Origin of the sequence: Sinorhizobium numidicum (genome assembly GCF_029892045.1) — a bacterium.
In the GTDB taxonomy this organism is placed as follows: Bacteria; Pseudomonadota; Alphaproteobacteria; order Rhizobiales; family Rhizobiaceae; genus Sinorhizobium; species Sinorhizobium numidicum.
This window is the reverse complement of record NZ_CP120368.1, coordinates 476,009-496,279: the sequence shown is the minus strand read 5'-3', so window position 1 is coordinate 496,279 and position 20,271 is coordinate 476,009. Positions and strand designations below refer to the sequence as shown.

Sequence of the window (20,271 nt, the reverse complement as noted above, 5' to 3'; positions counted from 1 at the left end):
AGAAACGGGAAGTCAAAGCCCGATCTCGTATTGCCAGGGCGGATTGGCGCCGGCGCGCGAAACGGTAACAGCCGCGGCCTTCGCCCCAAGCGTCAGCGCTTGACGGACCGCCGCATCGCTAAGGTTCGCCACATCATCCTTGGTTAGCAGGTCACTGAGCCTCAACGACGCCAGCACGCCGGCATCGAAAGTGTCGCCAGCACCGACCGTATCGACCACCGCGACCCGCTCTCCGGCAACCTCGACCTTGTGGTTCTTGGTGTAGCCGACGGCCCCGTCGGCACCCTTGGTGATCAGCACCAGCTTGGGCCCGCGCTTCAGCCATTCGCCTGCGAGCTCGTCATGGCTCCCCTCCTCGCCGAACCAGGCGAGATCCTCGTCTGAGAATTTGACGATGTCCGACATCGCAGCCATGCGGTTCATGCGGGCAAGATGCGCCTCGCGGTCCTTGATGAAGCCCGGGCGAATGTTGGGATCGAAGGAGATGACTCGCTTTTCGTGTTCCCGCGCCATCAGCGCCTCGTAGGTGGAGCCGCAGGGTTCGGGGATGAGGCTTATTGCGCCGAAATGCAGCGCCTCGCAGGAATCGCCGAGCGGCGGCAGATGTTCCGGCGTGATCATCCGCCCGGCCGTGTTCTCGTCGAAGAATGCGTAACTCGCATGCCCATCGACGAGCTTCACGAAGGCGAGCGTCGTGTGCAGCGGCAGAGTGGCGCAGGGACCGAAATCGACATTGGCCGCCGTCAGCGTCGCCCGCAGGATGTCACCGAACATGTCGTCGGAAAGGCCGGTGAAGAATCCGGTCTGGATACCAAGCCGACCGAGCGCGATCGCGGTATTGAAGATTGCGCCGCCCGCATAGGGCGCAAAGGCGCTCTCTCCCGCGGCCGTTTCGCGCGGCAGCATGTCGATCAAGGCCTCTCCGCAACACACGATCATGACCATCCTCCCTTGAAGACTATTTCATCGATTGATTCAGAAGCCTGGCACCGGCGGCGTGCGCTCACTGGGCCGCGAGCGTGCTGACACCGCCGTTGCGGGCCGACCATGCGAGCGGCGCGTCGAGGAAGGCCTCCACCTCGCTCAGCGTTTTCTCGTCGAACAGTGCCTGCTCGCGTGCGACGGCGAGCACGTTGCGCCACGTCGCGATATAGTGGAGATCGACGCCTCTGGACTTCATGTTGCCGCGCGCTTCCGGGAAGATGTCGTAATAGAAGAGGGCGATGCCGTGCTCGACGATGCCGCCGGCCGCGCGGATCGCGTCGATGAATGTGAACATCGAGCCGCCGGCGGTCGTCAGATCCTCGATCACCAGGACACGCGCGCCCTCCGGCATGTGGCCTTCGATCTGGGCGTTGCGGCCATGTCCCTTCGGCGCCTTGCGCACATAGATCATCGGCAAACCGAGACGCTCTGCAAGCATCGCGGCGAAGGGGATACCGGCGGTCTCGCCGCCGGCGACCACGTCGAACTGCTCGAAGCCGGCTTCGTTGAGGATCGTCGCGGCGGCGAAATCCATGACCGCCGAGCGGATGCGCGGATAGGAAATCAGCTTGCGGCAATCGATATAGACCGGGCTCGCCATGCCGGAGGAGAGCTTATAGGGCTCATCGGCACGAAAATGCACAGCCTTGATCTCCCACAGCATTTTCGCGACCAGCTGGGCCATTACCGCCTTGTCGGTGAACGCGTTGGAAAACATGCAACTCTCCTTCGAATACGGGCATATCTGGATCAGACGACGGCCCAGTAGAGCGGGAACATCGGATCGAAAACGGTGACGGGGCCGGCCTCGGTCTCGACCTTGGCGGGATAGCGAACCGGCTCTTGCCTCTTGCGCAGCGTGATCGTTTCCTCGTTCACCGGCATTCCGTACCAGGCCGGACCATTCAGCGATGTGAAAGCCTCGAGCCGTTCAAGCGCGCCCTCCTCCTCGAAGACATGGGCAAGGCAGCTCAGGGTGTTGATCGAGGTGTAGATGCCGGCACAGCCGCAGGCGCATTCCTTCAGCGGGTCGACATGCGGGGCGGAATCGGTGCCGAGGAAGAAGCGAACATCGCCGGATGTCGCAGCCGCGCGCAGCGCCAGTCGATGCGCTTCGCGCTTCGCAACCGGCAGGCAATAGTAGTGCGGCTTGATGCCGCCGACGAGAATGGCGTTGCGGTTGATGATCAGGTGGTGGGTGGTGATTGAGCCGGCGAGATTGCCCGTCGATTCCTTGATGTAGTCGACGCCGTCCTTCGTCGTCACATGCTCCATCGTGATCCGGAGGTCGGGCAGGCGCCTGTGCAGTGGATCGAGAACGGTTTCGATGAAGACCGCCTCGCGGTCGAAAATATCGACATCCGCCGTCGTTACCTCACCATGGACGCAGAGCGGCACGCCGATCTCCGCCATGCGTTCCAGGGCGGGCATCGCCCTTTCGATGTCGCGGACGCCGCTATGCGAATTGGTGGTCGCGCCTGCCGGATAAAGTTTGACGGCCTTGACGAGGCCGCTCCTGTAGCCCGCCTCGACATCGTCCGGGTCGGTGCCCTCGGTCAGGTAGAGCGTCATCAACGGCTCAAACCGGTCACCTGCGGGAATCGCGGCGAGAATGCGCTCGCGATAGGCCGCCGCATCGGCCGAAGTCACCACCGGTGGCACCAGATTGGGCATGATGATCGCGCGGGCGAAGTGCCGGCTCGTATCGGCGATGACGCCGCGCAGCATGCCGCCGTCGCGCAGGTGAAGATGCCAGTCGTCCGGGCGGCGGATAACGAGGTCTTGCATGGTCAGCGTTCTCCCGAAGCTCGCGCCCGATCGGCGCGGACGTCGTACCTGCGGGCCGGTGCGCTCGGTGGGCGGTAACTTATGTGGTGAAACCGCGCCTCGATATCATCATTGCGCCGCCAAAGACAATGGCGCATCGACTCCATCTTTCAGAAATCCCGGATCACGAGATCGCTCACCCGGCGATTGCCGATGACACGGCGTGCGTTCGGGATATCGTTGCCAAAGGCTTTCTTGCGTGCGGCCTCGTCATCATAACCGTGTTCGTACCAGCGCTTCAGCAATCGCTGCTCGAGCACCTCGATGCCCGGATCGATGAAGATCGAACAATCGAAAGCGCCGTCGAGCCTGTTCCATGGCGCTTCGTCGAGCAGCAGGTAGTTGCCCTCAACGAGAATGATGCGCGTCTCGGGCACGATTGCTCTTGCCGAGGCGATTGCCAGTTCACGGGAGCGGTCGAAGACCGGGACGAGGACCTCGCCGTCATTCGCGCGGACGGCGGCAAGCGTCGAAATAAAGGATCGGACGTCGAAAGTCTCGGGCGCGCCCTTGCGGAGGAGCAATCCTTTTTGCTCAAGGACGGCATTGTCCATATGGAAGCCGTCCATCGGGAGCACCGCGACCTTCTCCCCAGCCTCGGCGATCGCCGCGGCGAGAGCTTCGGAAAGCGTCGACTTACCGGCGCCGGGCGGTCCGGCGATGGCGACGATGAAACGGCCGGCGCCCGCCGCCCGTTTCAGAACTTCATCCCTCAAGGACTGCACGTTCATGCAGCAAGCACCTCGCGAGGCGGCTCCTTGGCTCCGGTCATGAAGGCGACTGCATCCGACATGGTGTAGTCTTTCGGGTTGATGATGCAGAGCCGCCGTCCGAGCCTATGAATATGAATTCGATCGGCAACCTCGAAGACATGCGGCATGTTGTGCGAGATCAGCACGATCGGCAGACCGCGGCGGCGAACATCGAGGATCAGTTCCAGCACGCGCCGGCTTTCCTTGACGCCGAGCGCCGCCGTCGGCTCGTCCATGATCACCACCTTGGAGCCGAAGGCAGCAGCGCGTGCCACGGCGACACCCTGGCGCTGGCCGCCCGATAGCGTTTCCACCGCCTGGTTGATGTTCTGGATCGTCATCAGACCGAGCTCCGAAAGCTTCGACCGCGCCATCTTTTCCATGGCCGCGCGGTCCAGCGAGCGGAACACCTTGCCCATGATTCCGGGTTTGCGGATTTCGCGGCCAAGGAACATGTTGTCGGCGATCGAGAGCGCCGGCGACAGAGCGAGGTTCTGGTAGACCGTTTCGATGCCGGCGTTGCGGGCTTCCATCGGAGAGCGGAAGTGCACGGGCTGGCCCTCGAGCCGGATCTCGCCCTCGTCGGGGGTGACGGCGCCGGAGATCGCCTTGATCATCGAAGACTTTCCGGCACCGTTATCGCCGATCACGGCCAGGATTTCACCCGGATAGAGATCGAAATCGGCATGGTCGAGAGCGGTCACCCGGCCGTAGCGCTTTACGAGACCACGAGCGGTGAGAATGGGTTCCTGTGCCATCAGCCTGCTACCTTTCTGATCCACTGGTCGATTGCAACGGCGGTGATGATCAGCAAGCCGATCAGCAGATAGGTCCATTGCGGGTCCGTGCCCATCAGGCGAAGTCCGAGGGAAAAGACGCCGACGATCAATGCGCCGAAGAGCATGCCGAGAATGGAGCCGCGCCCACCGAAGAGCGAGATACCGCCGATCACCACGGCGGTGATCGATTCAATATTAGCGAACTGGCCGGCCGTCGGCGAAACCGAGCCGATACGACCGATGAGCGTCCAGCCGGCAAAGGCACAGATGAGGCCCGACAGGGTATAGACGACGACGAGCATGCGCTTGACGTTGACGCCGGCAAGCTTGGCCGCCTCCGGGTCGTCGCCGACCGCATAGACGTAACGGCCCCAGGCGGTGCGGTTGAGGACGTACCAGAGCAGGCAGACAAGGAGAACCATGGCGATCACGCCATAGGTGAAGACGGCGTTGCCGATGCGGATGTTCTGGCCGAAGAATTGCAGGATCGGCGCGTTGGCGGAGATATCCTGCGCGCGGATCGTCTCGTTCGCGGAGTAGAGGAAGTTCGACGCCAGCACGATCTGCCACATGCCGAGGGTGACGATGAAGGGCGGCAGCTTCATGCGCGCAACGAGCGTGCCATTGATGAAGCCGCAGAGCGCCCCAACCCCGAGGCCACAGAGAACGGACAGCGTCGGCGGCAGGCCGTAGCGGAAGGTGAATTGGCCCATGATGACCGAAGAGAGCACCATCATCGCACCGACCGAGAGATCAATGCCCGCCGTCATGACGACAAGCGTCTGGGCGGCACCGACGATGCCGACGATCGCCACCTGCTGAAGGATGAGCGTCAGCGAGAAGGCTGAGAAGAACTTGCCGCCGAGAATGGCGCCGAAGACGGCCAGCGACAGGACCAGCACGATCAGCGGGACGGCAGCCGGGCTTGAATGAAGGAAATGCTGGAGTTTCTGAAGCGGCGTCTTGTCGTGCGTATCGAAGGACGCCACCTCCGTCGAACTGTTGGCCAGGACCTTTTCGAATTCCTGGGATGGTTGTGCGGCTGTGTTTGGCTCGCCCATGGAGACTCCTCCCGTGAACCCCACTCCCAAGGGGGGTGCATTGCTGAGGGATGCGCGGCCCGCCGATCGTTACGACAAGCTTACGCTCTCTGGATCACGCTGATCTGGCTTTCTTTGTCCAAGTCATGACCGTGATCAATTCTCGCAAGTCAGAGCGGGGTGCGGGCGGAAAACCGCTTCGCACTTTCTTTGTCCCGCTCTTAAAAACTGCGCAGGTTTTGCGCGCCTTGTCAAAGACCCGGGCGCTTGTGCGAAGGGCGGCCGGGGCCGCCCTTCCCTATCCGAAATTGAACTTATTGCGAGGCGATCAGCCCCAGCACTTCTCGGTTCCGACCTTGGTATCGATCGACTCGACACCCGAAACCGGCTTATCCGTGACGAGCGAAACGCCGGTATCGACGAATTCCTTGCCTTCCGTCGGCTTCGGTTTTTCACCGGTGTCGGCAAACTTCTTGATCGCTTCGATGCCGAGTGCGGCCATCATCAGCGGATATTGCTGGGATGTCGCGCCGATGATGCCCTCAGCGACGTTCTTGACGCCCGGGCAGCCACCGTCGACGGAGACGATCAGAACGTCCTTTTCGCGGCCAACGGCCTTCAGTGCTTCGTAAGCACCGGCGGCGGCGGGCTCGTTGATCGTATGGACGACATTGATGGTTGGATCCTTCTGCAGGAGATTCTCCATCGCAGTACGACCACCCTCTTCGTTGCCGTTGGTGACATCGTGACCGACGATACGAGGATCGTCTTCGTCACCGATCTTGTTCGGATCCTTCGGATCGATACCGAAGCCGATCATGAAGCCCTGGTCGCGCAGCACGTCGACCGACGGCTGCGACGGCGTGAGATCGAGGAAGGCAACCTTGGCGTCCTTCGCTGCGTCGCCGAGCGTTGCAGCGGCCCATTGGCCGATCAGCTTGCCGGCAAGAAGGTTGTCGGTCGCAAAGGTCGCGTCGGCAGCGTCGAGCGGCTCAAGCGGCGTATCGAGGGCGATGACCAGCAGTCCGGCATCGCGTGCCTTCTGAACCTGCGGCACAATGCCTTTGGTATCGGACGCCGTGATCAGGATACCCTTGGCACCATCGGCGATGCAGGTTTCGATTGCCGCAACCTGGCTTTCCGAATCACCATCGATCTTGCCCGCATAGGACTTCAGCGTCATGCCGAGCTCCTTGGCCTTGGCGGCCGCACCTTCCTTCATCTTCACGAAGAAAGGATTGGTGTCGGTCTTGGTGATGAGGCAAGCGGAGACATCCGCCGCCTGCGACGGGGAAGCGAAGGCGACGCCAAGCGCGAGCGCTCCGAATGCGGCAGATAGAACAGTTTTCTTCATAAAACCCTCCCAAGGATGAACTTGCCGGCGGACCGGCCTTCCAGGCTTCGCCGTCGCAGCATTCTCCTCCTGCGGCCGGCGCTTCCGACGGTAAATCAAACACCAAAATTCCAGGGTGTCAATAAATAAATCAAATTGAATTATTATTTGGATGTGGCATTCTGCGGATACACGCGGTCCGGTGACCTGAGCCGGCGGCGGCCGATCTCACAGGAGCGGCAGCAGCGGAAAAAAGACTCGCGCAAAAAGCGGGCATCTACAGCGCCGCGCGTCTGATCAGACGCGCACAGGTCTCTGTAGAACTCTGAATTGCTGCATGATTTGTCCTTGAATCGAATCATGCAGTGGCGCCAACGGGAGGAGACGGTGGCATGTCACTGACAGTAGATCCCTACGGAGGATCAACACAGCCGGATGTGATCGACCCCAGCGGCGGGGCGAACCAGACGCGTGTGCGCGCCTATAACGAGCGGTTGGTCATGTCTCTGGTGCGCCGTCACGGCAGCCTCTCGAAAGCCGAGATCGCGCGGCGCTCCGGTCTCTCCGCCCAAACCGTCTCGGTCATCATGCGCGCGCTCGAAGCCGATGGCCTCCTCACCCGCGGCGCTCCGGTGCGCGGCCGTGTTGGGCAACCTTCGATCCCCATGCGGCTCAATGCGGATGCGGTCTATTCCTTTGGCGTGAAGATCGGTCGCCGCAGCGCCGACCTGGTTCTGATGGACTTCCTCGGTACCATACGGCTACACCTGCACAAGATTCACAACTACCCGCTGCCCGATGACATCGTCACCTTCATCGTCGACGGCATCGACAAACTCGAACGGCAGCTTGGCCCGGACGAGCGCAAGCGCATCGCCGGCGTCGGCATCGCGACGCCGTTCGAACTGTGGAACTGGGCGGAAGAAGTCGGCGCGCCGCGGGAAGAAATGAACAAGTGGCGCGATTTTAACCTGCAGGCGGCGGTCGCCTCGCGGATCTCGCACCCGGTCTTCCTGCAGAACGACGGGACCAGCGCCTGCGGCGCGGAACTCGCCTTCGGTGTCGGCGCCAGCTATCCCGACTTCGTCTATTTCTATATCGGCTCCTTCATCGGCGGCGGCATCGTGCTCAACTCCGCTCTCTTCTCGGGGCGGACCGGCACTGCCGGGGCGGTCGGTCCGCTGCCGGTTTCAGGCAAGGACGGCAAGTCGACGCAATTGCTGAAGATCGCCTCCGTCTTCGTGCTCGAGAACCTCTTGCGCGAACGCGGCATCGATCCGCAGCCGCTCTGGTATTCGGCAGACGACTGGATCGACTTCGGCGAGCCGCTCGAGATCTGGATCCAGGAAACGGCCGCGGCACTTGCGCAGGCCATCGTTTCCGCCGTTTCCATCATCGATTTTTCCGCAGCCGTGATCGACGGCGGTTTCCCCCCCTGGGTCAGGGCGCGCATTCTGGCCGCCACGCGGAAGGCGCTGAAGACGCTCGACCTCCAGGGCGTTACCGTTCCGGACCTCGTCGAGGGCGCAGTCGGAAGTCACGCCCGGGCGATCGGCGGCGCGAGCCTGCCCCTCTTCTCCCGTTACCTGCTCGACACGAACGTCCTCTTCAAGGAGCTTAGCTGATGCTGAAAGGAATAAACCCCATCCTCAGTCCGGAACTTCTTTCCGCGCTGAGAGCGATGGGGCACGGCGACGAGATCGCACTCGTCGACGGAAACTATCCCGGCCAGGAACACGCGCGCCGGTTGGTTCGGCTCGACGGGCATGGCCTCATTCCCGTGCTCGACGCCATCCTCAGCGTCCTGCCGATCGACGATTTCGTGCCCGAAGCGATCTTCCGCGCCACGATCAGGCAGGACAAGGACGCGCTCGATCCCGTGCATCGGGAAATCGTCGAATGCTGCGGCAAGCACGAACCGGCGCGGCGAGTCGTGCCGTTGCTTGGCGCGGATTTTTATCCGCGCGTGAAGGCCGCCCACACCGTGGTGCAAACCAGCGAACCCCGGCTCTACGGCAACGTCATCCTGCGCAAGGGCGTGATTTATCCCTGAGATCATCTGACAGTGCAAAGAACCCGCCGGGACGACCGGCGGGTCCTTCTGTTGGCCAGAGATTTTGCGTCACGCGTTAGGCGGTAACGAGGGAATTTCCAAGGCGGGCATCTACGGACAGCGTGCCGGGGCCGAAGCCCGCCAGCACGACGAAGGCGCCAGCGATCGTGATGTTCTTCATCATCATGATTTGGTTGAAGACCGTCAGCAGGCCGTTGGCGGCCGGCGGGAAGTCCGGGATGTTGATTGCGCCGCTGTGGAAGACGAAAGCCGTTACCAGGCAGAATGCGGCAAGGAGATAGGATGCGATGCGCGTCTGAAAGCCGACCAGCACGGCAATGCCCGCGATCAGTTCGAAGAGACCGGCCAGATAGGCGAGTGCGGTTGCCGCCGGCCATCCGGCATTGGTGATCATGCCGGCGGTCGCCGCCGGATCGGCGAGCTTTCCGAAGCCGGACATGATGAAGATGATCGAGAGAAGAATGCGTCCGATAAGGACGATGACATTCTGGGACATGCGCGAGGCTCCTGTTGGAAACATATTTGGCGACAGGGATACCAGCTTCCACAGAATGATCTAGCCGCCGCTGCGGAAACAGATCGTTCACAATACGGAGACGAATGCGATTTGTCGTCAACATTCTGCCTCTAACGGTCTGCTCGCGAGGTTGCTCAAGCGCTTTTCTGTTGCAAGAAGCGCCGACTGCGTAAAGAATTCCCGGGCGTCGAGGGCACGCACGGGGAAATCTCATGACCGAAGTCAACAGGAGTCCCGCCTTCTGGCGGTCCTTCCCTATTTTTGAAGAGTTCGACAAGGAAACGCTGTGCGAGCTCGCCGGCATCGCCACCTATCGGAAATGGCCCGCGGGCACGGTCATCTTCCAGCGCGGCGACGAAGGCAACTACATGGTTGTTGTGATTTCCGGACGTATCAAGCTTTCGCTATTCACGCCGCAAGGCCGCGAACTAATGTTGCGGCAGCACGAGGCCGGGTCGCTGTTCGGTGAAATGGCGGTGCTCGATAGCCAGCCGCGATCGGCCGATGCGACCGCAATCACCGCCTCCGAGGGCTACGTGATCGGCAAGAAGGCCTTTCTCGATCTCATCACGCAGAAACCGAAAATTGCCGAGGCGGTCATTCGCTTCCTCTGCGCGCAGCTGCGCGATACGACGGAGCGGCTGGAAACTATCGCCCTCTACGACCTCAACGCCCGCGTGGCGCGCTTCTTCCTGGCGACACTGAGACAGATCCACGGCAATGAACTGCCGGCGAGCGCCAATCTCCGGCTCACTTTAAGCCAGACCGACATCGCCGCCATTCTCGGCGCAAGCCGACCGAAAGTGAACCGAGCCATCCTGTCCCTGGAGGAAAGCGGTGCTCTCAAGCGCACGGACGGCATCGTTTGCTGCAATGTCGGGCGGCTCTTGAGCATAGCCGATCCGGAGGAGGACTAGGCCGATTGAGCCTGAAGCCGAGGCCGCATTTTCGCATTACCCCGGTTGCCGGCGGGATCATCGCAAGCCTCGCGGCGGCGCTGCTGCTCTATCTCTATGCCGAAACGGTCTTTCGGACGCAACGCGAACTCTTTTTTGACAATCTCACCCAGTGGGTGCCCTCGCCCCGGTCGCCAGACGTCGTCGTCGTCGACGTCGATCGCAAGGCTCATGAAGCCGCCGGGAACTGGGACAGAGCCGCGACGGCCGATCTGATATCGCGGGTTGCCGCGGCCGGCGCAAAGGTGATTGCCGTCGATTTCGTCTTCAGTTCCGATTGCGATCCGGCCTCTGCCGCCAACATGGCTCTCGCCTCGGCGATTGACGATGCGCCGGTCGTTCTCGGTTTTCTGGCTGCCGAGCGGGCGCTGGAACATCCGCGCCCGGTTCCTCCGCTCGCCCTGCGCCGGCAGCTTGCCGTTCCCGAGACCTGGTTCATCGAGGGTGCGGAAACCGCCTGTCCCGCCTTTATGGATCGATCGAAGGCGGCAGCGGCCGCCTTCCTCGTCGGCGACGGGGATGCGCGCGTCAGGCGCGTACAGGCCTTTGCAATCCTCGGCAACGATGCCTATCCGGCACTCGCCATCGAAGCGGCGCGGCTCACAGCCGATAGCAGCACGCCTGTGCTCGGCGGCGCACCGGCCTGGCTCAGGCTCGACCACGCCATCATCCCGCTCGACGAAAGCGGCAATCTCCGTTTCGTCGCCAGCTCGGCAGAGGCAATTGCCGCGCGTACGTTTTCGGCAGCCGATGTCATGGCCGACCGGATTGACGGGAACCGGTTTGCGGGCAAGCTCGTCTTTATCGGCAGCAGCATGCCAAGCCTTGGTGGCCTGAGGCCAACCGCGTCCATGCCGCTCGAAGCCTCGGTGCAGATTCATGCCGACATCGCCAATGCGGTCATGACCGGCTTCGTTCCATACCGCGATCGGGGGCTGCCTCTGCTCGAAGCGCTCCTGAGCCTCGGTGCCGGAATGCTTGCCGCCTACGGCGCAACGAAGCTCCGCCCGGTGACAACCCTGGCGCTTGGCTTTGTCGCCATCCTCCTGGTGACGGCGGGTGCCGGCGCTATCTATGCCGCAACGGGCTGGCTCGTCGATGCCGTCAGCGTCTCGACGGTCCTGACGGCGGTCCTCATCGTAACGAGCGCGCTCCAGCTCGCCCATGCCCGCCGCGCCGAGGCGATCGCCCGGCAGAAGTTCTCGCAATATCTGCCGCAGTCCGTGGTGGCGCGCTACATAGACGAACCGGATCGAGGCCGTATCGGCGGCGAGGAGCGCCCGGTGACGGCACTCTTCACCGATATAGAGAGCTTTTCGACGCTGGCGCAGAAACTCGGGCCGCGTGAGCTCGTGGCGCTGCTCGACATCTATTTTGCCGAGGTGAATGCGCTCGTCTCCCGCCATGGCGGCATGGTCGACAAGGTGGTTGGCGACGCCGTCCATGCGCTCTTCAATGCCCCGGAGGACCTCGCCGATCACGTCGACAAGGCGATCGAATGCGCGGTGGCAATCCACGCCTTGACGGAAGAGATGCGCATGCGGCCGCAATTTGCCAAGAACGGCTTCGGCCGGACCCGGATCGGCATCGAAACCGGGCCGGCGGTGTTGGGCGAAGTCGGCGCCGGCGGAAAACTCGACTACACCGCGCATGGCGACGCGGTGAACCTCGCCGCTCGGCTTCAGGAAGCCAACAAGTTTCTCGGAACCGCGATCTGCATCGGCCCGGCAGCGGCCGCCCAATGCAAAGCGGGGCTGCGCAGCCTCGGCCTGCACGAGATCCGCGGCTTCGGATCGATCGAGCTCTTCACTGTCGCTGGCGACGGCGGCGGCGCGTAGAACATGTGAATGATTGCAGAAGCTGAGACGCCGGGTGGGGGAAATCCAGCAAAACGCTACCTTAGCCCGACACTCGCATAGGCTTCCCTGATCCGCGCCTGGCCCCAGTTCGTCGGCTCACTTGGCGGGGCGCCGGGCCGGCTGAAATCGACGCCCTGGCCAGCGGTGACCGTCCGCGTCACACCACCACCTTCGACAGACACGGCGCCGTGCTCCACGAAGACGGCAAAAGCCGCGGCGCGGCTCGGGCCGCAGAAAAACGTCGTGCCGCGGACGCCGATCATCCCAAAGACCGTGCGAACCGCAACGTCGATCTTCGGCAATCCCTCGGGCCGGTCGAACACCATTCGGCCGAGGCCGAGCTCGAGCGTGCCGCCCTGGCCGGCAATGAAGCTGTCGATCAGCAATTCCGTTTGCGGACCGAGCAGAATGCGCGTTTCGCTAAGCGCGAGGTCGGCAAAACTGTTGATGCTCGTCGAGACATAGTCCTTATCGAGCACGGCAGCACCCATGGAAAGCCGCTCATCTTGCTCTCCTTGCCGTCGGCGGACGTTTCCGCGCACCTTCTCAGCCTTGCCGACGACCGGGCTCGTCGCCGCGCTCACCACTCCAGCGCCGACAGCCGCAAGCATAAGGCCGCCGACAAAAATCCGTCTTTTCACATATATCTGCCGCATCGACATGTCGCTGCGCCATGGCAACGCTCCCTGTTCGAGCCTCTGGCAGGATAAGCGCAGGCATGGGCGATGCAAGATGTATTGCGCTTTTCCCGAGCGACTACCGCCGGGCCCAACCTGGATGGTCAACCACGTTTTTCGCTGTTTCCCCAGGAACAGGTGCCGCGGCGGCGTGGCGGTATGATTCCGCCAGTACGAGGGACAACATCATGGAAAACCGGATCGAGCGCGGCGTTCACACCGGCAAAGGCCTTCTGCTTGCAGCGATCACGTTCATTTCCCTTGCTGCGGCCACGCCGTCGCCGGCGGGCGCCACCGACCTCACCGCGGCGGAGCAATGCGACCGGCAAGCCGGCAGCGAATTCGACCTGGAGCGAAACAGGTCGTTCCCGGCCGTCGCCACGGAAGACATCCGCATCGGTGTCGCTCTCTCCGCCTGCCGGGAGGCCTACAACCAGGATGGCGGCGCGCGGACGCAGTTTCAGCTCGCGCGCGTCCTCGACCGGGCTGGTCAGAAAATACCGTCGTGGCGTATCCTGGGCGAAGCCGCGCGAAACGGCCATGCGCTGGCAATGGTGAACTATGGCGCCCTTCTCGCCGCCGATGGTGAGGGGGAAACGGCGTTCGGGCTCTACCAGCGTGCGGCGGCCATGGGAAACATTCTCGCCGCTTACAATCTCGGCGTCGCTTATCGTGACGGTGTCGGCACTGCTGTCGACGGCGCGCTCGCAATCCGCTGGTTCGAACGCGCGACACTCGCCGGCGACGATGTCGCCGCCTTCAATCTTGCTGTCATGCTGGACGAAGGCAGGCTCGTCGCCGAGGATAACGCACGGGCCGCAAAATTCTATCGGCTCGCAGCCGAGCGCGGCAACGTCGATGCCATGGTCAATCTGGGCCTGATGCTCGAAAGCGGCGAAGGCGTGAGCCGCAATCCCGCCGCCGCCCAGGATCTGTTCGGGCAGGCAGCCGATCGAAACGATCCGCTCGGCCGGCAAAAACTCGACCCGATCATCACCGGCAGCGTCTCTGACGCCGTGCTGTCAAAGACGGATCGGCTCCAGTGATGACGGCACCGCCACATGATGGGGCGAGATCGATGGCGCGATCCGACATCACCGGATCTCGCCCGCCTGCGGCCCCCAGGTATCGGTCAGCGCGAAACCTTCGGCGAGCGGATCGAAGGGATCGAGCGCCACCTGATGCAAGCCAAAGGTCCATCCGCGACCCGAAATCGTTGGGATAATCGCCGGTCGGCCGGCGACCGTCGTCACGCCTTCGAGGCCCACCTCGAATTCTGAACCGATGATGGAGCGGGATTTCAATCTGTCGCCGACCTTGACGAGACCGCGAGCATGCAGCGTCGCGAGATTGGCCGAACTGCCCGTGCCGCATGGGGAACGATCGACGCGGCCCGGCCACATGGTGGTGCAGGTCCTGACGGTCCCGTCCTCCTCGGTATCGCGGAACATCACATAGGCGACGCCCTTGATTTCGGGGATTTCCGGATGCGCAACCGGGATGGTGCGATTGACGATGTCCTTGAGCGCCATGCCCGCCTCGACGATCCGCCGCGCATTCGCCTTCTCGATCGTGGTGCCGATCTGGCGGACATCGACAAGCGCATAGAAAACACCGCCGAAGCACAGATCAAGCTTGATACGGCCCCATTCCGGCGTGCCGACTTCGACGTCCAGTTCCTGCACGAAGGACGGCACCATGGTGAGCTTCACCCGTTCGCAGCGCCCGTCGCGGCAGGTAGCGGTCGCTTTCACGAGGCCGGCCGCCGTGTCGAGCATTACCACGGTTTCCGGCTCCTTCATCTCGATCATGCCGGATTCGAGCAGCGCCGTCGTCACGCAAATCGAATTGGACCCGGACATAGCATGCGCCTGGTCCGCTTGCAGGATGATGAAACCGGCATCCGCCTCCGGACGCTTCGGCGGCAACAGCAAATTAACCGAACCGATCGATCCGGAACGCGGCTCAAGGCAGAGGAAGCGGCGAAGACTGTCGTCGACCGTGTTGATGTGATTCAATTGCTCGGCGATTGAATTGCCCGGGATCTTCGGCACGCCGCCGATCGCCACCTTGCCGATTTCGCCCTCGCAATGAACATCCAGCAATTGGATCGTGCGCTTCCATCTCATCACATCTCTCCGGCATTCGTGCTCGTCTGATATATCAGAATACCGCCGAGCTGCAAGAGCGGCACAGGCCTGGCGCGGTCTTACAAACTCCTATTCGTGCCACCTGCTATCCACTCGCCCAAAGATGCCGCTTGACCGCAATGGGCAAGCGCGGGAGCGTGAAGGCCGAAGTGCACATCGCCGGGATCACCATGACGAAGTTCATCATCTTCACCGACCTGCACATGGTTCCCGAAGGCATGGCGATCATCGGGCTCGATCCCTATCGGCGGCTTGCCAACGGGATTGCCCATGTCAACCGCGATCATGCCGATGCGGATCTGGTGATCTTCGCCGGCGACCTCACGCATGGCGGCGACCGCCCCTCCTACGAGCGGCTGAAGGAGCTCCTTGGGCGGCTTGCGCCGCCGGGCGCGATGATGATCGGCAATCACGACCGGCGCGAGGTCTTTCTGCAGGTGTTTTCCGACGTGGCAACGGACGAGAACGGCTTCGTCCAGCGGGTGATCGATTTTGCCGACTGCCGGGCCGTCTTGCTCGACACGCTCTTTGCGCCACCCTATGACTATCCGACCAGCCATGCCGGCTATCTTTGTGCACGGCGCCTCGCTTGGCTCGATCAGCAGCTCGACAGCGCCGGCGATCGGGCGGTCTTGATTTTCATGCACCATCCTCCTCACGCGACCGGCTTTGCGGGCATCGATATGATCCGCCTCATCAACGACGACGAATTTTACGCGCTCGTGGAGCGGCACGGCAATGTGCGCCATATCTTCGCCGGCCACGTCCATCGCACCATCAGCGGCTCCAGCCGCGGCATTCCCTTCTCCATCTTCAAGAGCCCTGTCCACCAGCAGCCGATGCCCTTCGACATACCCGACGCCTCGCTCTCCGTCGACGAGCCGGCAGCCTACGGTATAGCCCTGGTGACCCGTGACGGCGTGCTCGTCCACACCGAGGATTACGAGATCGCCAGGCGCGACGGGACGGTGGCATGAGGCTTCCAACGCCTTGGGCATTCCGGCGGTGTCGGCTTCGTGCTAGGCTGACGCCATGACCCATTCCTTTCCCCAGAGCCGGCATTACGAGAGCCAGAATTTCGACTGCCAGAGCTGCGGCGCCTGTTGCGCGTATTCGTCCGATTGGCCGCGTTTCTCACTGGAGACGGAGGAGGAGCTTGATCGCATACCGGCGGACTATGTCGCTGCCGACCTTGGCGGCATGCGCTGCGAGAATGATCGTTGCACGGCGCTCGATGGTACGCTCGGCGGTTTCGTCACCTGCAAGATCTACACCGTGCGGCCCATCGTCTGCCGTACTTGCATGCCTGGAGACGACGAGTGTCTGATGGCGCGCGAGCGCCTTTTCGGAGTCGCGGCCTGACTTAGGATCATACGGCCTATTCCCACCCCGCCCGTATGTTCATCGGTTTTGGCCGGCCTGCATGGCGAAACGTCCTACGGTGCAGGCGATTTGCCGGATGGATGTTCGGCGGGATCAAGCGTATTTTCTGCCCACGAAATCAGAGGCGCGATCGCGCCCGCTAACGTTCCGTGGAGGACAGCGTTCAATGAGCCAGAGCCCGCTTCAAAAATCCAAGCTTACGACCGAGGCAGTGCCTGCGCCGTTTGCCGAGTTCGCGCCGCCGATCCGCCCGCAAAGCACGCTGCGCCAGGCAATCACGGCCGCCTATCGCCGACCCGAAACGGAATGCCTGCCGCCGCTGGTCGAAGCTGCCACGCTTTCGAAGGAGACCCGGGACTCCGCCGCGAAGACCGCCCGCAAGCTGATCGAAGCGCTTAGGGCCAAGCACAACGGTTCAGGCGTCGAGGGACTGGTGCATGAATATTCGCTGTCGAGCCAGGAGGGTGTCGCGCTGATGTGCCTTGCGGAAGCGCTACTGCGCATTCCCGATACGGCAACACGCGATGCGCTCATCCGCGACAAGATTGCCGATGGTGACTGGAAATCGCATCTCGGCGGCGGCCGGTCGCTGTTCGTCAATGCTGCGACCTGGGGCCTCGTCGTCACCGGCAAGCTGACGTCGACGGTCAACGACCGCAGCCTTTCCGCCGCGCTGACGCGGCTGATCGCCCGCTGCGGCGAACCGGTGATCCGCCGCGGCGTCGACATGGCGATGCGAATGATGGGTGAGCAGTTCGTCACAGGCGAGACGATCAAGGAGGCCCTACACCGCTCGCGGGAGCTCGAGCAGAAGGGTTTTAGCTATTCCTATGACATGCTCGGCGAAGCGGCGACGACCGCCGTCGACGCCGAACGCTATTACAGGGACTACGAGACCGCCATCCACGCGATCGGCAAGGCTTCGGCCGGACGCGGCATTTACGAAGGCCCCGGCATTTCGATCAAGCTCTCCGCGCTGCATCCGCGCTATTCGCGCGCACAGGCATCGCGCGTCATGAGCGAATTGCTGCCCAGGGTGAAGGCACTGGCGCTGATCGCCAAGAAATACGACATCGGCCTTAACATCGACGCCGAGGAGGCCGACCGGCTGGAACTGTCGCTCGACATCCTGGAAGAGCTCTGCCTCGATGCCGATCTCTCCGGCTGGAACGGCATGGGCTTCGTCGTGCAGGCCTATGGCAAGCGCTGCCCCTTCGTCTTGGATTTCATCATCGACCTTGCCCGCCGCTCCGGCCGGCGCATCATGGTGCGACTCGTCAAGGGCGCCTATTGGGATGCCGAGATCAAACGCGCACAGCTCGACGGGCTCGAGGATTTCCCGGTCTTTACGCGCAAGATCCATACCGACGTTTGCTATGTCGCCTGCGCTCGCAAGCTTTTGGCGGCAACCGACGTGATCTTCCCGCAATTTGCGACCCACAATGCGCAAACGCTCGCGACGGTCTATCACTTGGCCGGCAAGGACTTTCAGGTCGGCAAATACGAGTTCCAGTGCCTGCACGGCATGGGTGAACCACTCTATGACGAGGTCGTCGGGCCCGACAATCTCAACCGCCCCTGCCGCATCTATGCGCCGGTCGGCACGCATGAGACGCTGCTTGCCTATCTCGTCCGGCGCCTGCTGGAAAACGGCGCCAATTCCTCCTTTGTCAACCGCATCGCTGACCCGACCGTCTCTGTCGATGAGCTCGTCGCCGACCCCGTCGAAATCGTCCGCGCAATGCCGGTTGTCGGCGCGAAGCACGATCAGATCGCGCTGCCGCCCAAGCTCTTCGGCGCGGCGCGGACCAACTCCGCCGGCCTCGATCTTTCGAATGAAGCTGCTCTTGCATCGCTGACGGAGGTGCTGAGGGCAAGCGCCGCGACCGCCTGGACCTCCGTACCGCAGCTTGCAACCGGCATGGCATCGGGCGAGACGCGGCCGGTGCTGAATCCGGGCGATCATCGCGACATCGTCGGCTCGGTCACCGAGACCTCCGACGCTGACGCACGGCGCGCGACCAGCCTTGCCGCCGAAGCGGCCGCGGCCTGGGCAGCCGTATCGCCGACGGAAAGGGCGGCCCGCCTCGATCGCGCGGCCGACCTGATGCAGGCGCGTATGCCGACCCTTCTCGGCCTGATCGACCGCGAAGCCGGCAAGTCGCTGCCGAACGCCATTGCCGAGGTCCGAGAGGCGATCGATTTCCTGCGTTACTATGCCGAGCAGGCCCGTCGCACGCTCGGTCCGGCCCACAAGCCGCTCGGGCCGATCGTCTGCATCAGCCCCTGGAACTTCCCGCTGGCGATCTTCACCGGCCAGATTGCCGCCGCCCTCGTGGCCGGGAACCCGGTGCTTGCCAAACCGGCCGAGGAAACGCCGCTGATCGCGGCTGAAGGCGTGCGCATCCTGCACGAGGCCGGCGTTCCGGCCGGGGCGCTGCAGCTTCTCCCGGGCGACGGCCGCGTCGGCGCGGCGCTGGTGGCGGCGCCTGACACTGCTGGCGTGATGTTCACCGGCTCCACCGAAGTCGCCCGGCTGATCCAGAAGCAGCTCGCGGACCGCTTATCGCCCACTGGCAGGCCGATTCCGCTGATCGCCGAAACCGGCGGCCAGAATGCCATGATCGTCGATTCCTCCGCGCTCGCCGAGCAGGTCGTCGGCGACGTGATCGCGTCTGCCTTCGACAGCGCCGGCCAGCGCTGCTCGGCGCTCCGCGTGCTCTGCCTCCAGGAGGATATCGCCGATCGCACCCTGACCATGCTGAAGGGCGCTCTCCACGAACTGAACATCGGCCGCACCGATCGTCTGTCGGTGGATGTCGGCCCGGTCATCACCGCCGAAGCCAAGGGCATCATCGAAAAGCACATCGAAGCGATGCGCGGGCTCGGCCGCAAGGTGGAACAGATCGGCCTTGCCGCCGATACCGATCAGGGCACCTTCGTCCCCCCGACGATCATCGAACTGGAGAAGCTTTCCGATCTGAAGCGCGAGGTCTTCGGGCCGGTGCTGCATGTTATCCGCTATCGTCGCGACGATCTCGACCGGCTGATCGACGACATCAACGCCACCGGCTACGGCCTGACCTTCGGTCTGCATACACGCCTCGACGAGACGATCGCGCATGTGACGAGCCGCATCAAGGCCGGCAACCTCTACGTCAACCGCAACATCATCGGCGCGGTCGTGGGCGTGCAGCCTTTCGGCGGACGCGGCCTTTCCGGCACCGGTCCGAAGGCCGGCGGCCCGCTCTATCTCGGCCGTCTGGTGACGACCGCCCCGGTGCCGCCGCAGCACAGCTCCGTCCATACCGATCCTGTGCTGCTCGATTTCGCCAAGTGGCTGGACGGCAAGGGCGCAAGAGCCGAAGCGGAGGCGGCCCGCGATTACGGCAGCAGTTCGGCGCTCGGATTGGAGTTGGAACTTCCGGGTCCTGTCGGTGAGCACAATCTTTATGCGCTGCATCCACGCGGGCGCGTCCTTCTCGTGCCCGAGACCGAAGCGGGCCTCTACCGCCAGTTTGCTGCGGCGCTTGCGACCGGAAACAGCGTCGTCATCGATGCCGCCTCGGGCTTGCAGCCCTTGCTCAAGAACCTTCCGTCGACTGTCGTGCTTCGGCTGTCGTGGTCGAAAGACTGGGCGGCCGATGGGCCGTTTGCCGGCGCGCTTGTCGAGGGGGACGCCGAGCGCATTCGCGCGGTCAACAAAGCGATTGCCGATCTCCCCGGTCCGCTGCTGCTCGTCCAGGCAGCTTCGAGCGATGAGATCGCCCGCAATCCCGACGCCTATTGCCTGAACTGGCTGGTAGAGGAGGTTTCCACCTCCATCAACACAGCCGCCGCCGGCGGCAATGCCAGCTTGATGGCGATCGGCTGAGGCTCCAGACAGCCCTCACCCTAACCCTCTCTCCGCAGGCGGGGAGAGGGACTGAGAGCCCACGGC

The 20,271-nt window shown here is 63.1% G+C and carries 18 protein-coding genes and 1 pseudogene; 9 read left to right on the top strand and 10 right to left on the bottom strand.

All coding sequences use genetic code 11. From position 1 onward, the window contains the following. Window positions 1-12: 12 nt before the first annotated feature. The 7 genes from PYH37_RS13485 to PYH37_RS13455 all read right to left on the bottom strand — a co-directional run bounded on the left by PYH37_RS13485 (window position 13) and on the right by PYH37_RS13455 (window position 6,736). On the bottom strand, window positions 13-939 hold the full coding sequence (locus tag PYH37_RS13485; RefSeq protein WP_280735444.1) for a carbohydrate kinase family protein: 927 nt from the start codon (window positions 937-939) through the stop codon (window positions 13-15). A 64-nt stretch (window positions 940-1,003) separates the two neighbouring features. Further along, the gene (locus PYH37_RS13480; RefSeq protein ID WP_280735443.1) at window positions 1,004-1,702 is read right to left on the bottom strand and encodes an orotate phosphoribosyltransferase; all 699 of its coding nucleotides are present in this window, start codon (window positions 1,700-1,702) and stop codon (window positions 1,004-1,006) included. 32 nt (window positions 1,703-1,734) lie between these two features. After that, window positions 1,735-2,772, bottom strand: a complete 1,038-nt coding sequence (pyrC, locus tag PYH37_RS13475; RefSeq protein WP_280735442.1) for a dihydroorotase — start codon at window positions 2,770-2,772, stop codon at window positions 1,735-1,737. Between the two features lie 149 nt (window positions 2,773-2,921). Further along, window positions 2,922-3,542, bottom strand: a complete 621-nt coding sequence (locus PYH37_RS13470) for a nucleoside triphosphate hydrolase (protein WP_280735441.1) — start codon at window positions 3,540-3,542, stop codon at window positions 2,922-2,924. Continuing rightward, window positions 3,539-4,321, bottom strand: a complete 783-nt coding sequence (locus tag PYH37_RS13465) for an ATP-binding cassette domain-containing protein (RefSeq protein WP_280735440.1) — start codon at window positions 4,319-4,321, stop codon at window positions 3,539-3,541. Before PYH37_RS13465 ends, PYH37_RS13470 begins: the two co-directional genes overlap by 4 nt. Next, window positions 4,321-5,403 (bottom strand): ABC transporter permease, encoded by a 1,083-nt coding sequence (locus PYH37_RS13460; protein WP_280735439.1) that lies wholly within the window; start codon window positions 5,401-5,403, stop codon window positions 4,321-4,323. The genes PYH37_RS13465 and PYH37_RS13460 overlap by 1 nt, the downstream gene beginning before the upstream one ends. Window positions 5,404-5,710: 307 nt before the next feature. After that, the gene (locus PYH37_RS13455; RefSeq protein ID WP_280735438.1) at window positions 5,711-6,736 is read right to left on the bottom strand and encodes a sugar ABC transporter substrate-binding protein; all 1,026 of its coding nucleotides are present in this window, start codon (window positions 6,734-6,736) and stop codon (window positions 5,711-5,713) included. A gap of 371 nt (window positions 6,737-7,107) precedes the next feature. Between PYH37_RS13455 and PYH37_RS13450 the strand changes: the two genes are divergently transcribed. Together PYH37_RS13450 and PYH37_RS13445 are read left to right on the top strand one after the other, a co-directional pair. Further along, window positions 7,108-8,340 (top strand): ROK family transcriptional regulator, encoded by a 1,233-nt coding sequence (locus tag PYH37_RS13450; RefSeq protein ID WP_280735437.1) that lies wholly within the window; start codon window positions 7,108-7,110, stop codon window positions 8,338-8,340. Continuing rightward, window positions 8,340-8,768, top strand: a complete 429-nt coding sequence (locus tag PYH37_RS13445; RefSeq protein ID WP_280735436.1) for an RbsD/FucU family protein — start codon at window positions 8,340-8,342, stop codon at window positions 8,766-8,768. Before PYH37_RS13450 ends, PYH37_RS13445 begins: the two co-directional genes overlap by 1 nt. A gap of 76 nt (window positions 8,769-8,844) precedes the next feature. Here PYH37_RS13445 and PYH37_RS13440 read toward each other — a convergent pair whose 3' ends face one another. Then, the gene (locus PYH37_RS13440; RefSeq protein WP_280735435.1) at window positions 8,845-9,285 is read right to left on the bottom strand and encodes a DoxX family protein; all 441 of its coding nucleotides are present in this window, start codon (window positions 9,283-9,285) and stop codon (window positions 8,845-8,847) included. Between the two features lie 233 nt (window positions 9,286-9,518). Between PYH37_RS13440 and PYH37_RS13435 the strand changes: the two genes are divergently transcribed. Beyond that, window positions 9,519-10,223 (top strand): Crp/Fnr family transcriptional regulator, encoded by a 705-nt coding sequence (locus PYH37_RS13435; RefSeq protein WP_280735434.1) that lies wholly within the window; start codon window positions 9,519-9,521, stop codon window positions 10,221-10,223. 5 nt (window positions 10,224-10,228) lie between these two features. Further along, on the top strand, window positions 10,229-12,100 hold the full coding sequence (locus tag PYH37_RS13430; protein WP_280735433.1) for a CHASE2 domain-containing protein: 1,872 nt from the start codon (window positions 10,229-10,231) through the stop codon (window positions 12,098-12,100). Window positions 12,101-12,156: 56 nt separating this feature from the next. On the opposite strand, the gene PYH37_RS13425 is transcribed toward PYH37_RS13430, so the two are convergent. Continuing rightward, entirely contained in the window at window positions 12,157-12,777 is a 621-nt protein-coding gene (locus tag PYH37_RS13425; RefSeq protein WP_280735432.1) for a FecR family protein, read from the bottom strand. Between the two features lie 209 nt (window positions 12,778-12,986). Between PYH37_RS13425 and PYH37_RS13420 the strand changes: the two are divergent. Both PYH37_RS13420 and PYH37_RS32435 read left to right on the top strand, forming a co-directional pair. Next, window positions 12,987-13,529 (top strand): annotated as a pseudogene (locus PYH37_RS13420) (tetratricopeptide repeat protein); the annotation flags it as partial. A 42-nt stretch (window positions 13,530-13,571) separates the two neighbouring features. Further along, entirely contained in the window at window positions 13,572-13,844 is a 273-nt protein-coding gene (locus tag PYH37_RS32435) for a tetratricopeptide repeat protein (RefSeq protein ID WP_280736037.1), read from the top strand. Window positions 13,845-13,892: 48 nt separating this feature from the next. On the opposite strand, the gene PYH37_RS13410 is transcribed toward PYH37_RS32435, so the two are convergent. Beyond that, on the bottom strand, window positions 13,893-14,927 hold the full coding sequence (locus PYH37_RS13410) for a proline racemase family protein (RefSeq protein ID WP_280735431.1): 1,035 nt from the start codon (window positions 14,925-14,927) through the stop codon (window positions 13,893-13,895). Window positions 14,928-15,118: 191 nt separating this feature from the next. Between PYH37_RS13410 and spdA the strand changes: the two genes are divergently transcribed. The 3 genes from spdA (at window position 15,119) to putA (ending at window position 20,205) form a co-directional block, all read left to right on the top strand. After that, window positions 15,119-15,925 (top strand): 2', 3'cyclic nucleotide phosphodiesterase SpdA, encoded by an 807-nt coding sequence (gene spdA / locus PYH37_RS13405; protein WP_280736036.1) that lies wholly within the window; start codon window positions 15,119-15,121, stop codon window positions 15,923-15,925. Between the two features lie 55 nt (window positions 15,926-15,980). Continuing rightward, complete coding sequence (locus PYH37_RS13400; RefSeq protein WP_280735430.1) at window positions 15,981-16,310, top strand: YkgJ family cysteine cluster protein; 330 nt, start codon at window positions 15,981-15,983, stop codon at window positions 16,308-16,310. A 187-nt stretch (window positions 16,311-16,497) separates the two neighbouring features. Next, window positions 16,498-20,205 carry a trifunctional transcriptional regulator/proline dehydrogenase/L-glutamate gamma-semialdehyde dehydrogenase gene (putA, locus tag PYH37_RS13395; RefSeq protein ID WP_280735429.1) on the top strand — a complete coding sequence of 1,236 codons (3,708 nt, stop codon included), beginning with the start codon at window positions 16,498-16,500 and terminating at the stop codon, window positions 20,203-20,205. Window positions 20,206-20,271: the final 66 nt, after the last annotated feature.

Coding starts and splice junctions, on each gene's coding strand:
- PYH37_RS13470 (WP_280735441.1), bottom strand. CDS start 3,542: ATGAACGTGCAGTCCTTGAGGGATGAAGTTCTGAAACGGGCGGCGGGC.
- PYH37_RS13465 (WP_280735440.1), bottom strand. CDS start 4,321: ATGGCACAGGAACCCATTCTCACCGCTCGTGGTCTCGTAAAGCGCTAC.
- PYH37_RS32435 (WP_280736037.1), top strand. CDS start 13,572: ATGCTGGACGAAGGCAGGCTCGTCGCCGAGGATAACGCACGGGCCGCA.
- putA (WP_280735429.1), top strand. CDS start 16,498: ATGAGCCAGAGCCCGCTTCAAAAATCCAAGCTTACGACCGAGGCAGTG.
- PYH37_RS13445 (WP_280735436.1), top strand. CDS start 8,340: ATGCTGAAAGGAATAAACCCCATCCTCAGTCCGGAACTTCTTTCCGCG.
- PYH37_RS13425 (WP_280735432.1), bottom strand. CDS start 12,777: ATGCGGCAGATATATGTGAAAAGACGGATTTTTGTCGGCGGCCTTATG.
- PYH37_RS13450 (WP_280735437.1), top strand. CDS start 7,108: ATGTCACTGACAGTAGATCCCTACGGAGGATCAACACAGCCGGATGTG.
- PYH37_RS13460 (WP_280735439.1), bottom strand. CDS start 5,403: ATGGGCGAGCCAAACACAGCCGCACAACCATCCCAGGAATTCGAAAAG.
- spdA (WP_280736036.1), top strand. CDS start 15,119: ATGACGAAGTTCATCATCTTCACCGACCTGCACATGGTTCCCGAAGGC.
- PYH37_RS13455 (WP_280735438.1), bottom strand. CDS start 6,736: ATGAAGAAAACTGTTCTATCTGCCGCATTCGGAGCGCTCGCGCTTGGC.
- PYH37_RS13480 (WP_280735443.1), bottom strand. CDS start 1,702: ATGTTTTCCAACGCGTTCACCGACAAGGCGGTAATGGCCCAGCTGGTC.
- PYH37_RS13400 (WP_280735430.1), top strand. CDS start 15,981: ATGACCCATTCCTTTCCCCAGAGCCGGCATTACGAGAGCCAGAATTTC.
- PYH37_RS13435 (WP_280735434.1), top strand. CDS start 9,519: ATGACCGAAGTCAACAGGAGTCCCGCCTTCTGGCGGTCCTTCCCTATT.
- PYH37_RS13485 (WP_280735444.1), bottom strand. CDS start 939: ATGATCGTGTGTTGCGGAGAGGCCTTGATCGACATGCTGCCGCGCGAA.
- PYH37_RS13440 (WP_280735435.1), bottom strand. CDS start 9,285: ATGTCCCAGAATGTCATCGTCCTTATCGGACGCATTCTTCTCTCGATC.
- PYH37_RS13410 (WP_280735431.1), bottom strand. CDS start 14,927: ATGAGATGGAAGCGCACGATCCAATTGCTGGATGTTCATTGCGAGGGC.
- pyrC (WP_280735442.1), bottom strand. CDS start 2,772: ATGCAAGACCTCGTTATCCGCCGCCCGGACGACTGGCATCTTCACCTG.